This window comes from Actinosynnema mirum DSM 43827 (assembly GCF_000023245.1).
Lineage (GTDB): Bacteria > Actinomycetota > Actinomycetes > Mycobacteriales > Pseudonocardiaceae > Actinosynnema > Actinosynnema mirum.
The window spans coordinates 2,036,168-2,049,591 of the sequence record NC_013093.1 but is presented as its reverse complement, the minus strand read 5'-3'; the positions used below and the strand labels follow the sequence as shown (position 1 = coordinate 2,049,591).

Annotated in this window: 9 protein-coding genes; 6 read left to right on the top strand and 3 right to left on the bottom strand. The window is 70.4% G+C overall.

Annotated elements, in window-relative coordinates:
* Positions 1–5: 5 nt before the first annotated feature.
* From AMIR_RS09325 to AMIR_RS09315, 3 genes are all read right to left on the bottom strand, one after another.
* The gene (locus AMIR_RS09325) at positions 6–1,523 is read right to left on the bottom strand and encodes a family 43 glycosylhydrolase (protein ID WP_015800695.1); all 1,518 of its coding nucleotides are present in this window, start codon (positions 1,521–1,523) and stop codon (positions 6–8) included.
* Positions 1,520–4,000, bottom strand: a complete 2,481-nt coding sequence (locus tag AMIR_RS09320; RefSeq protein WP_015800694.1) for an alpha-L-arabinofuranosidase C-terminal domain-containing protein — start codon at positions 3,998–4,000, stop codon at positions 1,520–1,522. Before AMIR_RS09320 ends, AMIR_RS09325 begins: the two co-directional genes overlap by 4 nt.
* Before the next feature lie 106 nt (positions 4,001–4,106).
* Positions 4,107–6,326 (bottom strand): immunoglobulin-like domain-containing protein, encoded by a 2,220-nt coding sequence (locus tag AMIR_RS09315; RefSeq protein ID WP_015800693.1) that lies wholly within the window; start codon positions 6,324–6,326, stop codon positions 4,107–4,109.
* 262 nt (positions 6,327–6,588) lie between these two features.
* Here AMIR_RS09315 and AMIR_RS09310 point away from each other — a divergent pair, with 262 nt between their 5' ends.
* The 6 genes from AMIR_RS09310 to AMIR_RS09285 all read left to right on the top strand — a co-directional run bounded on the left by AMIR_RS09310 (position 6,589) and on the right by AMIR_RS09285 (position 13,406).
* A complete protein-coding gene (locus AMIR_RS09310) occupies positions 6,589–7,569 on the top strand; it encodes an ABC transporter substrate-binding protein (RefSeq protein ID WP_015800692.1) in 981 nt (326 codons plus the stop codon).
* Positions 7,570–7,772: 203 nt separating this feature from the next.
* The gene (locus tag AMIR_RS09305; protein ID WP_015800691.1) at positions 7,773–9,290 is read left to right on the top strand and encodes a sugar ABC transporter ATP-binding protein; all 1,518 of its coding nucleotides are present in this window, start codon (positions 7,773–7,775) and stop codon (positions 9,288–9,290) included.
* Positions 9,287–10,258, top strand: a complete 972-nt coding sequence (locus AMIR_RS09300) for an ABC transporter permease (RefSeq protein WP_015800690.1) — start codon at positions 9,287–9,289, stop codon at positions 10,256–10,258. The genes AMIR_RS09305 and AMIR_RS09300 overlap by 4 nt, the downstream gene beginning before the upstream one ends.
* Positions 10,255–11,253: a galactofuranose ABC transporter, permease protein YjfF gene (gene yjfF / locus AMIR_RS09295; RefSeq protein ID WP_015800689.1), complete on the top strand. Its 999-nt coding sequence runs from the start codon at positions 10,255–10,257 to the stop codon at positions 11,251–11,253. Before AMIR_RS09300 ends, yjfF begins: the two co-directional genes overlap by 4 nt.
* 116 nt (positions 11,254–11,369) lie before the next feature.
* Positions 11,370–11,762, top strand: coding sequence for a VOC family protein (locus AMIR_RS09290; protein ID WP_041837523.1), 393 nt, complete (start codon positions 11,370–11,372; stop codon positions 11,760–11,762).
* A gap of 153 nt (positions 11,763–11,915) precedes the next feature.
* Positions 11,916–13,406, top strand: a complete 1,491-nt coding sequence (locus AMIR_RS09285) for a ricin-type beta-trefoil lectin domain protein (protein WP_015800687.1) — start codon at positions 11,916–11,918, stop codon at positions 13,404–13,406.
* Positions 13,407–13,424: the final 18 nt, after the last annotated feature.

The window sequence follows — 13,424 nt, the reverse complement described above, 5'->3', positions numbered from 1 at the left end:
CCGGATCACCCGACCTTGAACGTCGCGCGCTTGCGCGCGTCGGAGCTGCCCGGCTCGGCCACGACGAGCCTGCCGCTGTCGTGCGACAGGTACCCGGTCCTGCTGTCGTGCGGGCGCAGCGACACCGCCGTCTTGTCGGCGAGCCCCTCGACCCGGACGAAGCTGGCCGCGCGCCCGTAGGCGTCGCTGTCCTCGTACGGGTCGACTCGGATGGTCACGCCGTCGACCACCCGCGCGTACCGGTTGGGGTAGTTGACCGACTGGAGCGCGACCGTGCCCGCGCCGAAGAAGCCCGGCACGAAGCGGAACTGCGAGTCGGCGACGGTGCGCACGTTGCCGTCCACCCGCAGCTTGTAGTCGTAGTGCCGCACGAACAGGGTCGGCGCGTCGAGCGGCGACAGGCGGCTGATGGGGCCGCCCTTGCCGACCGGGACGCCGAACGACGGGGTGCCGTCGTCGTTCCAGTGCACCCGCTGCACGCGGGCGTGCCGGTTCGGGTCGAACAGCGGGTCGCCGGTGATGTCCCGGTAGTCGCGGGCGTGGTAGACCATGACGTCCGCGCCGTCGACCGTGGTGAACGAGTTGTGGCCGGGCCCGTACTGGCCGGTCTCGGTGTTGGTGGTGAAGATCGGGGTCTGCGACTTGGTCCACGAGCGCGCGTCGAGCAGGTTCGCGTTCTCGTCGGCGGTGAGCAGGCCCATGCAGTAGCGGGAGTCGGTGGCGCTGGCCGAGTAGGTGACGAACACCCGGCCGTTGCGGATCAGCACCGCGGCGCCCTCGTTCACCTTGAAGCCCTGGATCTCCCAGCTCAGCGTGGGGACGGCGATCCGGACCGGCGCGGACTTGAGGGCGAGCGGGGAGGCCATCTCGGCGATGTAGAGGTTGCTGTTGGTGGCGATGCCCGGTTCGCTCTGCGCCCACAGGAAGTACCGCTTGCCCCGGTGCTCGAACGTGGTGGCGTCCAGGGTGAAGGTGTCCCAGGCGGTGGTCACCTGCCCGCGCAGCACCCAGCCGTCGGCGCGCGGGTCGGCGTTGGCCGATTCGAGGACGTAGGTGCGGATGCGGAACGGCTCGTCCGAGTCGCCCGCGGCGAAGTAGACGTACCACTTGCCGTCGATGCGGTGCAGCTCCGGCGCCCAGATGTAGCCGCCCAGCTTGCCGGAGGTCGGCCGCCGCCAGATGGTGCGCTCGCGGGCGGTCGTCAGGCCGTCGAGGGTGGACGCGCCCCGGATGACGATGCGGTCGTACTCCGGGACCGAGCCGGTCAGGTAGTACATGCCGTCGGTGGGCGGGGTGACGAACGGGTCGGCGCGCTGCTCGACCAGCGGGCTGCGGGTGGGGAGCGCGGGCGTGACGTCGATGGCCGCCTGGCCGGGGACGGCCTGCGCCGAGACCCCCTGCGCGGCAGCGGTTCTCGCCGGCTCCTGGGCCGACGCGGTGGTGGCGCCGAGCGCGGGGAGCGTGCTCGCGGCGGCGAGCGCCCCTCCGGCGCGCAGCAGTGACCTGCGGTCGAGCGTGCTCACTGACGGCTCCTGTCCTTGATGCGGAGGAAGGTCACGGAGTGCGGTGGGAACGTGTGGGTGAAGGAGTTGGAGACCTTCACCTTCTCCTCGGTGGGCCGGATCGGCTGGGAGAACTCGGTGTTGACGTCGTCGGCGTAGCCCTTGAGCACGGTGGCCTTGACCGTGCCGGAGATCTTGGCCTTGGAGCCGAAGTCGAGCTTCGCGCGGGCGGCGTTCGCCTGGGCGTTGACCACCTTGACGATCAGCTCGCCGGTCTTGGCGTCGCGGGTGACGACCTGGCGGAACGGCTCGACCACCTTGTCGTCGCTGAACTCGCCCCACTTCACGCCGTCCAGGAACAGCGTCACCTCCCGGCCCCGGATCTGCGCCTTGAGCTCGTACTCGCGCCCGGTCTCCACCGAGGTGGAGTCGGTGATCACCGCGCTCTTGGCCCCGTTGACGTGCTTCTCGACCGCGGACTGGGTGTTGTTCCAGCCGCCGACGTTCCACCAGTAGTAGTTGCCGGTGTCCTTGACGCCGAAGGCGAGCAGGAACCCCTCCTTGCCGGACTGCTTGGTGGCCTTGACGGTCACGTCGTAGTCGCGCCAGGAGCGGTCGCCCGCCGTGACGAGGGTGTTCTCGGTGACGGCGTCGGACTGGGCGAACTTCCCGTCCCGCACCGCCCAGCTGCCGCCGGACGTCCTGGTCCAGTTCGCGTCCCCGGCGGAGAAGTCGTCGGAGAACAGCGTGGCCCCGTCCGGCGCGGTGACCTTCACGTCGTCGTAGCTGGCGGCGGTCGCCCAGGTGGACAGGCCGATCGCGCCGGTGATGGGCTCCAGCGCGGAGGGCGTCCCGGAGGCGGTGCTGGGCACGACGTGGTCGCCCGCGTTGGTCATGAACAGCTTCTGCACCTCGTAGCTGGGCGAGCCCCACGACGCGTGGTTGTTGAACCAGATCATGTCCGGCTTCCACTGCACGTAGTCCTCGTTGGACAGCAGCGGCGCGTAGGACGCCATCTTGACCACGTCGGCATTGCGCTCCAGGCCGGTCATGTAGGCGGCCTCGGACAGCGCGTTGAACCACTTGTTGTCCCGCGAGGCGTACTCGCCGAGGAACACCTTGGGGCCGTTGCGGTCGTACGAGTCGTACCGGTTGTTGTTCTCCAGGAACCACTCCGGCGCGCGGTAGTAGTGCTCGTCCACCAGCGCGGTGCCCTCGGCGCGGTTCAGCTCCCACAGCCGGTCGAACGTGGCGCCGGACGAGTCGGGCCCGGAGTTGCCGACGATGGTGATCTCCGGGTGCTCGGCCTCGATGACCCGCTTGAACTCCACGAACCTGGCGAAGTACTCGTTCGGCAGGTTCTCCTCGTTGCCGACGGCCAGGTACTTGAGGTTGAACGGCTTGGGGTGGCCCGCCTCGGCGCGTTTGCGACCCCAGGTGGAGTCGGCGGGGCCGTTGGCGTACTCGATGAGGTCGAGCGCGTCCTGGACGTGCCGCTGGAGCAGCTGCGGGTCGTCGGTGGCGCGGTTCTGGCCGCAGCCGGTGACCAGCGCGGGCACGACGGGCAGCGGCGTGGCGCCGATGTCCTCGGAGAACTGGAAGTACTCGTGGTACCCGAGGCCGTAGGACTGGTTGTAGCCCCAGAAGTTCCAGTTGGTGGCGCGGGTCTCGACCGGGCCGATGGTGTCCTTCCACTGGTACGAGCGGCGGCGCTCGAAGTTCGAGGACTGGTCGTAGCCGTAGTGGCTGCCGGTGTTGACCAGGCAGCCGCCGGGGAAGCGGACGAAGCCGGGCTTGAGGTCGGCGATCTTCTGCGCGAGGTCCTCGCGCAGCCCGTGGCCCTTGAAGGTGTCCTGCGGGATGAGCGAGACCATGTCCAGCCGCAGGGTGCCGGACCCCGTGCCGTTGACCAGCAGCCTGCCGGTGACCGACGAGGTGCGGGCGCGGAACGAGCCGGTGTACTTGGCCCACTTGTCGCCGCGCACGGTGAGGCTGAGCGACTGGGCCAGTTCCTTGCCCGCCGGGTCGGTCAGCGCGACGGACAGCTTGGCGCCCGCGGCCTGGTCGGTGCGCGCCCAGACGGAGAAGTCGTAGCGGGCGGACTGCTCGACGTTGATCCCGCTGTTGTAGCCGGAGTTGATGACGCCCGAGGGCAGCCCGAGCTCCAGGTAGCGGCGGTTGCGCTCGTTCATGCGGCCGTCGTCGTCGACGACCCGCGGGTCGCCGCCGGTGGGCGCCCAGGAGGTCAGGCCGGTGTACGCGGCGTTGTCGGCGGGGTCGTACTCGAAGGAGCGGTTCTGCACCAGCTCGGCGTACAGGCCGCCGTCGGCTGCGCGGTTGATGTCCTCGTAGAAGACGCCGTACATGGTGTCGTCGATCGTCGCGCCCTTGCCGGACGGGTCGATCGTCATCGTGTAGTCGGCCTCCGCAGCCGCCCCGGTCGCGGGGACGGCGACGAGCAGGCTGGTGGCGAGGGCAACCGCCAAGGCGCGGTTCATCCGGTGGACTCCTCGTCGAGTCGTGGAGCGTCGGTCGTGGTGCGGGCAGTGCGGCGGCGGTGCTGTGGGGGCGATGCGCTGGGGGGTGGTGCGGCGAGGTCCGCGATCACGGGAACGCCGCGCGCAGCCGGTCCAGCTCGGCCTTGGTGACCGGGAGGACGGTGCCGTGGCGGGGCCGCGCGGGCAGCTGGTAGCCGGTGGACGGGGTCCACCGGCCGGAGGCCAGGTCGGTGGTCTCGAACGGCACGTAGCCGCGACCGCCGAACTCGTCGACGAGCAGGTACCAGCGGTCCTCGGTGTTGGACTTGAACACCGTCGGCCCCTCGCCGCGCTCGATGGCCCCCTTGCCGATGCAGTCGGCGACGTGCTCGTAGGAGGTGGAGCGCAGCGAGGTGGAGCGCTCGGCGAGGATGAACTTGCTGCACGGCGTGGTGGACGTGTTGTTCCGCTCGTCCTTGGTGAAGCGGTAGTACTGGCCGCCGTGCTCGATGACGGTCGAGTCGATCACCGAGTAGCCGGGGTCCACCCACACCTGCGGCTCGCTGAAGGTGCGGAAGTCGCGGGTGGTGGCGTAGAGCATCCGGTTGTAGGTGTTGCCGGTGTGCTCGGGGTCGTCCTCGGCGTAGAGCTTGGAGGCCCAGAACACCACGTACGCGCCGATGCTCTCGTCGTAGTACGCCTCGGGCGCCCAGGTGTTGCCCGCCGTGTCGGGGGCGACGCGCACGTGCCGCTGCTGCGACCAGGTGACGAGGTCGGTGGACTCCCACACCTCGACGTGCTTGCTCCCCTTGCGCTGCACCAGGTCCCAGTTCCCGTTGCCGTGGATCTTGAGGTCGGTGGCGACGAGGTAGAACTTGTCGCCCTCGGGCGAGCGGATGACGAACGGGTCGCGCACGCCCCGGTCGCCCCGCGCGGAGGTGAGCACCGGCCTGCCACCGTTGAGCTCGTCCCACAGCAGCGGGGTGTTGCCGCGCGAGGCGGCGAAGTGCACCTGCTCGCCGGTGGCGGAGCCCTCCCCGGTGAAGTAGCCGAAGAAGTAGCCCTCGTACGCGGCGCGCTCCGCCTTCGGGGTGACGGAGAGTGCGAAGTGCCGAAGCTCCGTTCGGCTTCCCGATCCCACCGAGGCGGTGAGCCGGACCCGCTCCGCGGGCTGCCCGTGCTCGGGCCTGGTGACCTCGCCGGTGGGCGTGACGACGTCGGGGGCGCTGGAGGTCCAGGTCACCGTCGTGCCGTGCAGGCCGGTGGTGGGCAGGGTGAGGTTGCCGCGCACGTCGTCGGCGTCCCAGACGGTCAGCGCCTTCACGGCCTCGGCGACCTTCTCGCGGTCGGTGGGCTGCGGACGGACGGTGACCGCGAACAGCCTGCGCTGCTTGGCGTCGCCCCTGGTGGTGGTCGCCGTGAGCAGCGCCGACGACGGCAGCAGGCCGGCGCGCGGGCGGGTCACCTCCCCGGTGGCGGAGACCGCGCCGGGATTGGTGGAGTGCCAGGAGATCGTGGTGTCGTGCGGGCCCGAGGTGGGGAGCACGAGGTCCTCGGTGACGAGCGAGGTGTCGCCGATGGTCAGCGACGCGCTGTCCCTGCGGACGCGTTCACGGTCGGGGACGAAGCCGAGCCCGTGCGCCTCGTCGGCGCTCAAAGCCCTGTCGTACAGCCGGAAGTCGCGCACCTCGCCCTTGAGGTGGCGGTCGCCGGGGTAGACCGATCGGCCGATGTGGTTGGCCTTCGTGGACCCGCCGCCGATGTCGCCGGGGCGGATCGTCACGTCGGTGCGCCTGCCGACCTCCACGCCGTCCTCGTAGAGCACGGCGGTGCTCCCGGTCTGGGTGTAGGTGAGCGTCTTCCACACGTCGCGCCGCAGGTCGTGGCCCGAGCCGGTGGTCTGCTCGGTGGACCAGTTCCCGGTGGCGATCGAGCTGCGGTAGGCGTTGCCGGTGGTGAACAGGTAGCCGTCGCCCGCGCTGCCGTTCGTGTTCCCGATGCCCCAGACGAAGTAGGGCGTGGCCTGGTCGGGCGCGATGCGGACCTGGATGGAGGCGGTGACGGAGTCGAGGCCGCGCAGCAGGTCGTCCGGGAGGTCGACGTGGCCGTCGACGCCGCCGAGGTGGAGGCCGTCGCGTCCGCCGGGGACGGCGTCGCCGCTGATCACGGCGTCGCGGCGGGAGGGGGACGCGTCGTGCGCGGTGGTCCCGGAGGACTCGGTGAGCGGGTAGTGGGCGATCAGCCCGCCGGGCGCCGAGGCGACGGCCGGGGTGACCGGGGCGAGCGGCACGAGGGCGAGCGCCAACACCGCTGCGAGGGGACGGGGACGGGGCAGAACGGGAGCCATGGGCATCGCTCTCGTCGTGCGCGGCGGGGGTGGCCGCGCGTCGTGAACAGGTACGTCCGGGTGTTGACGTGCGCTGAGTCACAAAAGTGAGCGCTAACATAGGTCGGTCTCAACCTGCGTGTCAAGCGTGCAACGTCGAGGTTTCTGGGGGGTTGACGGACGGTATGTGAGCGTTCACTCTTGTCCACCAGGTGACCGAGGTGACCCTGGTCACGCGGTCCCGCCGTCCGCGAGTTCACCGTGGTTCACGTGGAGGATGCCCGTGCTGAAGAAGATCACCGCCGCCGCGTGCGCCGCCTTGATCGGCGCCCTCAGCCTCACCGCCTGCGGATCGTCCGGTTCCGGAGACTCCGGCTCGTCCGGGGGTGGCGACGACAAGCTCACGATGGGGTTCGCGCAGGTCGGCGCCGAGAGCGGGTGGCGCACCGCGAACACCAAGTCCGTGCAGGAGGCCGCTGCGGCGGCGGGCGTCGACCTGAAGTTCTCCGACGCGCAGCAGAAGCAGGAGAACCAGCTCAAGGCGATCCGGTCGTACATCCAGCAGAAGGTCGACGTCATCGCCTTCAGCCCGGTGGTCGAGACCGGTTGGGACACCGTCCTGCTGGAGGCCAAGCGCGCCAACATCCCGGTAATCCTCACCGACCGCGCGGTCGACTCCGAGGACACCTCGCTGTACAAGACCTTCCTCGGCTCGGACTTCGTCGAGGAGGGCCGCAAGGCCGGTGACTGGCTGGTCGCCAACGTGCAGGGCGAGGTGAACGTCGCGGAGCTCCAGGGCACCACCGGCGCCGCCCCGGCGATCGACCGCAAGGCCGGGTTCGAGGAGAAGATCGCGGGCAAGTCGAACATCAAGGTCGTGGCCTCGCAGACCGGTGACTTCACCCGGTCCGGCGGCAAGCAGGTCATGGAGGCGTTCCTCAAGTCCAACCCGGAGATCAACGTCGTCTACGCGCACAACGACGACATGGGCCTGGGCGCCATCGAGGCCATCAAGGCCGCGGGCAAGAAGCCGGGCGAGGACATCAAGATCATCACGGTGGACGCCGTCAAGGACGGCATGACCGCGCTGGCGGGCGGCGAGATCAACTTCATCGTGGAGTGCAACCCGCTGCTGGGCGAGCAGCTGATGGACCTGGCCAAGAAGGTCGTCGCGGGCGAGGAGATCCCGGCCCGCGTGGTGACCGAGGAGACCACGTTCACCAGCGAGCAGGCCAAGGCCGCGCTGCCCGACCGCAAGTACTGACCCGCGCCGCGCGGCGGCTCGACGGCGGGCCGCCGCGCGTCCGGGCGCCGCGCCCGGCTCGCGCACGAGCCGCAGGCGCGGCCGAGCCGTCCCGGTCCCAGCGCGGACCGGGACGGCTCCCCCTGAGCCGCGGTCCCCGCCATCCTCCGGGTGTGGTGGCGGGGACCGCGCCCACTTCTCCCCCAGCGGCGGAGGCTGACCACATGACCGGACCGGTCGTCGACATGCGCGGGATCTCGGTCGAGTTCCCCGGCGTGAAGGCGTTGCAGGAGGTGGACTTCCGGCTGCTGCCCGGCGAGGTCCACGCGCTGATGGGCGAGAACGGGGCAGGCAAGTCCACCCTGATCAAGGCGTTGACCGGCGTGCACCCGCTCGCCGCCGGGGAGATCACCCTCGGCGGGGAGGGCGTGTCGTTCAGCGGACCGGCGCAGGCCCAGGACGCCGGGATCAGCACGGTGTACCAGGAGGTCGCGCTGTGCGCGAACCTCACCGTGGCCGAGAACATCCTGCTGGGGCGCGAACCCCGCCGGTTCGGCGCGATCGACGGGCGCGCGATGCGCGCGCGGGCGCGGGATCTGCTCGCCCGCATCGGCCTGCACATCGATCCGGGGTCCGTGCTGGCCAGCCACCCGATCGCCGTGCGGCAGCTCGTCGCGATCGCGCGCGCGGTCGCCGTGGACGCGCGGGTGCTGGTGCTGGACGAGCCGACCTCCAGCCTGGACGCCGACGAGGTCGCCGAGCTGTTCCGCATCGTGCGGGTGCTGCGCGACGAGGGCGTCGCGGTGCTGTTCGTGTCGCACTTCCTGGAGCAGGTCTACGAGATCTCCGACCGGATGACGGTGCTGCGCAACGGCCGGGTGGTCGGCGAGTGGAAGACCGCGGAGCTGAGCCGGATCGACCTGGTGACCGCCATGCTCGGGCGCGAGCTGGGCGTGCTGGAGGAGATCGAGCACCGGGCGGACAAGGGCCGCAGCGGCGGGGCGCTGCTGGTGGCGGAGGGGTTGGGGCGCAAGGGCGCCATCGAGCCGTTCGACCTGGAGGTGCACGCGGGCGAGGTGGTCGGGCTGGCCGGGCTGCTCGGGTCGGGCCGCACCGAGCTGGCGCGGCTGCTGTTCGGGGCGGACAAGGCCGACTCGGGGACGATCGTGTTCGGCGGGAAGCCGTTGCGGCTGGGCGGTCCCAGAGGCGCGATCGCGGCCGGGATCGCGTTCTCCTCCGAGGACCGCAAGGGCGAGGGCGTCGTCGCGGACCTGAGCATCCGGGACAACCTGATCCTGGCGGTGCAGGCCGCGCGCGGCTGGGCCAGGCCCGTGCCGCGCAAGCAGGCCGACGAGCTGGTCGCGAAGTACCTGGCGATGCTGGACGTCCGGCCCGCCAACCCCGACGCGCTGGTCGGCACGCTCTCCGGCGGCAACCAGCAGAAGGTGCTGCTGGCGCGGTGGCTGGTGACCGAGCCGAAGCTGCTGATCCTGGACGAGCCGACCAGGGGCATCGACGTCGGCGCCAAGGCGCAGATCCAGAAGCTGGTGGCGGAGCTGTCCGCCGAGGGCATGGCGGTGCTGTTCATCTCCGCGGAACTGGAGGAAGTCGTGCGCGTCTCCGACCGCGTGGTCGTGCTGCGCGACCGGCGCAAGGTCGCCGAGCTGTCCGGGGTCGACCTGGGCGTGGACGAGGTGGTCGAGTTGATCGCCGCCACCCCGGACAACCGGGTCGCGTCGTGAACCGGCGGCTGCTGTGGCCGCTGCTGGCGCTGGCCGCGCTGCTGCTGCTGAACCTGGTGGCGAACCCGTCGTTCTTCGCGCTGCGCCTGCAGGACGGGCACCTGTTCGGCAGCCTGGTGGACGTGCTGCGCAACGGCGCGCCCACGCTGCTGATCGCGCTCGGCATGACGCTGGTGATCGCCACCAGGGGCATCGACCTGTCGGTCGGCGCGGTCGTGGCGATCGCGGGGGCGGTGACCTGCACGCACATCGCCGGTGGTGGCGGTGCGTTGAGCGGGATGCTGCTGGCGCTGGCGCTGTGCGCGGTCCTGGGGCTGTGGAACGGGTTCCTGGTGTCGGTGCTCGGGATTCAGCCGATCATCGCCACGCTGGTGCTGATGACGGCGGGCCGGGGCATCGCGATGCTGGTGACCGAGGGGCAGATCATCACGGTCGACGACCCGGCGTTCCGGGAGATCGGCGCGGGGTTCCTGTTCCTGCCCGTCTCGATCCTGATCAGCCTCGCCGCGCTGGCCGCGACCGCGCTGGTGACCCGGCGGACCGCGCTCGGGATGCTGATCGAGTCGGTGGGGGTGAACCCGGAGGCCAGCAGGCTGGCCGGGGTGCGCTCCCGGACGATCATCTGGACGGTGTACGTGTTCGCGGCGCTGTGCGCGGGCGTCGCCGGGCTGATGATCAGCTCGAACGTGAGCGCGGCGGACGCCAACAACGCGGGGCTGTGGATCGAGATGGACGCGATCCTGGCCGTGGTGATCGGCGGGACGTCGCTGGCGGGCGGGCGGTACTCGCTGACCGGGACGCTGCTGGGCGCGCTGGTGATCCAGACGCTCACCACGACGATCTACACGATCGGCGTCCCACCGGAGGTCACGCTGGTGTTCAAGGCGATCGTGGTGATCGCGGTGTGCCTGCTCCAGGCGCCCGCGCTCAGCCGGGTGTTCGCGCGACGTGAGGCGGTGGCGGCATGACGACCGTTCTGGAGCCGCAGCTCCCCGTGAAGGCCGGACCGGGGGCGCCGTCGCGGTTCCTGCCGGTGATCGCGACGTTCGTGGTGTTCGTGCTGACGTTCGGGGCCGGGTCGGTGGCCTACGAGGGGTTCGCCAGCGGGCAGGTGGTGGCGAACCTGTTCATCGACAACGCGTTCCTGATCGTGCTGGCGGTGGGGATGACGTTCGTGATCCTGACCGGGGGGATCGACCTGTCGGTCGGGTCGGTGATCGCGCTGTCGACGATGATCGCGGCGGCGGCGCTGCGGGCCGGGTGGCCGCCGGTGGTCGTCGTGGTGGCGGTGCTGGCGACCGGGTCGTTGTTGGGGTTCCTGATGGGGATGGTGATCCACAAGTTCGGGGTGCAGCCGTTCATCGTGACGCTGGCGGGGATGTTCCTGGCGCGCGGGTTGTGCTTCGTGATCAGCGTGGAGTCGATTTCGATCAAGGACAAGGCGTTCCGGTCGTTGGCCACGGCGACGATCGAGCTGCCGGGTGGTGTGACGATCACGCCGCCTGTGGTGATCGCGCTGGTGGTGGTGGCGGTGGCCGCGTACGTGCTGCACCTGACGCGGTTCGGGCGGACGGTGTACGCGGTTGGCGGGAGTGAGGCCTCGGCCCGGCTGATGGGGTTGCGGACCGGGCAGGTCAAGGTCGGGGTTTACGTGATCAGCGGGTTCTGCTCGTCGTTGGCGGGGTTGCTGTTCGCGTTGTACATGCTGTCGGGGTACAGCCTGCACGGGGTCGGGATGGAGTTGGACGCCATCGCGGCTGTTGTGGTGGGGGGGAGTCTGCTCTCGGGTGGGGTCGGGTTCGTGGTGGGGTCGGTGGCCGGGGTGCTGGTGCTCGGGACCGTGCAGACGGTGATCTCGTTCCAGGGGACGTTGAGCTCCTGGTGGACGAAGATCGTGATCGGTGGGTTGTTGCTGGCGTTCATCGTGCTGCAGCGGTTGATCGTGCGGCGGGGTGGGAGTTAGCGGCCCGGCCCCGCTCGAACCCGGCCCGGTCAAAAGTTGACGTAGGGCTCCTCCCGGCGGTTTCTGCGAGGCTTGGGCCTGTTCAGAAAAACACCGGGAGGTGCTTTCGCGTGGTGATGGGCTCACGTCAGGTGAAGGTCGGGTTGCGCGTCGCGGACCTCGACCGGTCACGGGACCTGTACCTGGCGATCGGGTTCAAGGAGATCCCCAACGACGAGCAGCCGACCCTGCGGTACCTCACGCACGGGCGCACGTGGCTGATCCTCTCCGACCGGCAGGCGCACCCCTACATCTCCGAGCGCGACCGGGCGAGCGCGCAGGAGGGCCCGGTGGGGGCGGGGTTCGTGCTGGCGGTGCCGGTGCCGGACGTCGAGGCGCTGCACCGGTGGTGGGCGGCCCAGGAAGGGCTGGAGGTGGTCCTGCCCCCCGAGGACGCCGGGTGGGCGGTGGTGTTCCAGGGCGCCGACTACGACGGGTACCAGGTGATGTTCGAGCAGTTCCGGAATTGATTCCGACGCCGATCGCCCACCCCCGGTCCCCGCTACGCAGCGCAGTCGTCGTATCGGGATCCCCTATTGACCCACCTGCGCCATTCCTGCCAAGCTCGCATACGAGAGCGCTCTCACAAAACTCTCCACCCCCTGCACCCACGGAGTTGTTTCGTGAGACTCATCGCGCAGTGCTGCGCGGCGGTCATGACCGCCGCGTTGATCACGCTGCCTGCGGCAGCGGCACAGGCTGAACCAGCCGCCACTCCGGACTCGGCCACCCTGCCCGAGGCCCTGAAGCGCGACCTGGACATCACGCCCGCCGAGGCCACGGCGCGGCAGCAGAAGGAGCAGGCGGGCGTGCCCGTCGCGGAGGAGCTGCGGACCGAGCTGGACGGGCGGTTCGGCGGGTCCTGGTTCGACAAGGGCAAGCTCAAGGTCGGCGTCACGGACGACGCGGCGGCCAAGGCCGTGCGTGACAAGGGGGCCGAGCCGGTCCCCGTCGCGCGCAGCGAGAAGGCGTTGGACGACACCAAGTCCGCGCTCGACGGCGCCCGGAACGGCACCGAGGCGGTGCACTCCTGGTACGTCGACCCGACCAGCAACACGGTGGTCGTGACCGCCGCCTCCGAGCAGGCCGGGCGCGAGTTCGCGGCCAAGGCCGGCGTCGAGGGCTCGGTCCGGGTCACCACGGGGCACGAGATGAAGCCGGCGCACGACCTGCGCGGCGGCGACCAGTACGTCATCAACGGCAACACGCTGTGCTCGGTGGGCTTTCCCGTGAACGGCGGGTTCGTCACCGCCGGTCACTGCGGTGGCACGGGCAGCACCACCAAGGGCTTCAACAACGTCAACCAGGGCACGTTCGCGGGTTCCTCGTTCCCCGGCCAGGACTACGCCTGGGTGCGCACGAACGGTGACTGGGCCTCCAAGCCCTGGGTCAACAACTACTCCGGCGGCAACGTCGTGGTGGCGGGCAGCCAGGAGGCGGGTGTCGGCGCGACGATCTGCCGCTCCGGCCGCACGACCGGCTGGCGCTGCGGCACCATCCAGGCCAAGAACGTCACGGTGAACTACGGCGGCCGGATCGTGAACGGCCTCGTGTCGACCACGGCGTGCGCCGAGGGCGGCGACTCCGGTGGCGCGGTGCTCTCCGGCAACCAGGCCCAGGGCGTCACCTCGGGCGCGGGCGGCAACTGCTCCAACGGTGGCACCAGCGTCTACCAGCCGCTCAAGCCGATCCTGTCGGCCTACGGGCTCACGCTGACGACCAACGGCGGCGGCGGGTCCGGCACGAAGATCATCGGGCACCAGAACCGCTGCGTCGACGTGCCGAACTCCAACGCCAAGGACGGCCAGCGGCTCCAGGTCTGGGACTGCAACGGCACCAACGCGCAGAACTGGACCTTCGCCGGTGACGGCACCGTGCGCGCGTTCGGCATGTGCATGGACGTGGCGTGGGGCTCGCGCGACAACGGCGCGGCGATCCAGCTCGCCACCTGCTCGGGCAACCCGGCGCAGCAGTTCGTGCTCAGCGGCGCGGGCGATCTGGTGAACCCGCAGGCCAACAAGTGCGTGGACATCACCGGTTCCTGGGGCTCCGGCTCGGCGCTCCAGCAGTGGGAGTGCACCGGCAAGTCGAACCAGAAGTGGCGCAAGGGATAAAACGCCGAACGCGTGCAG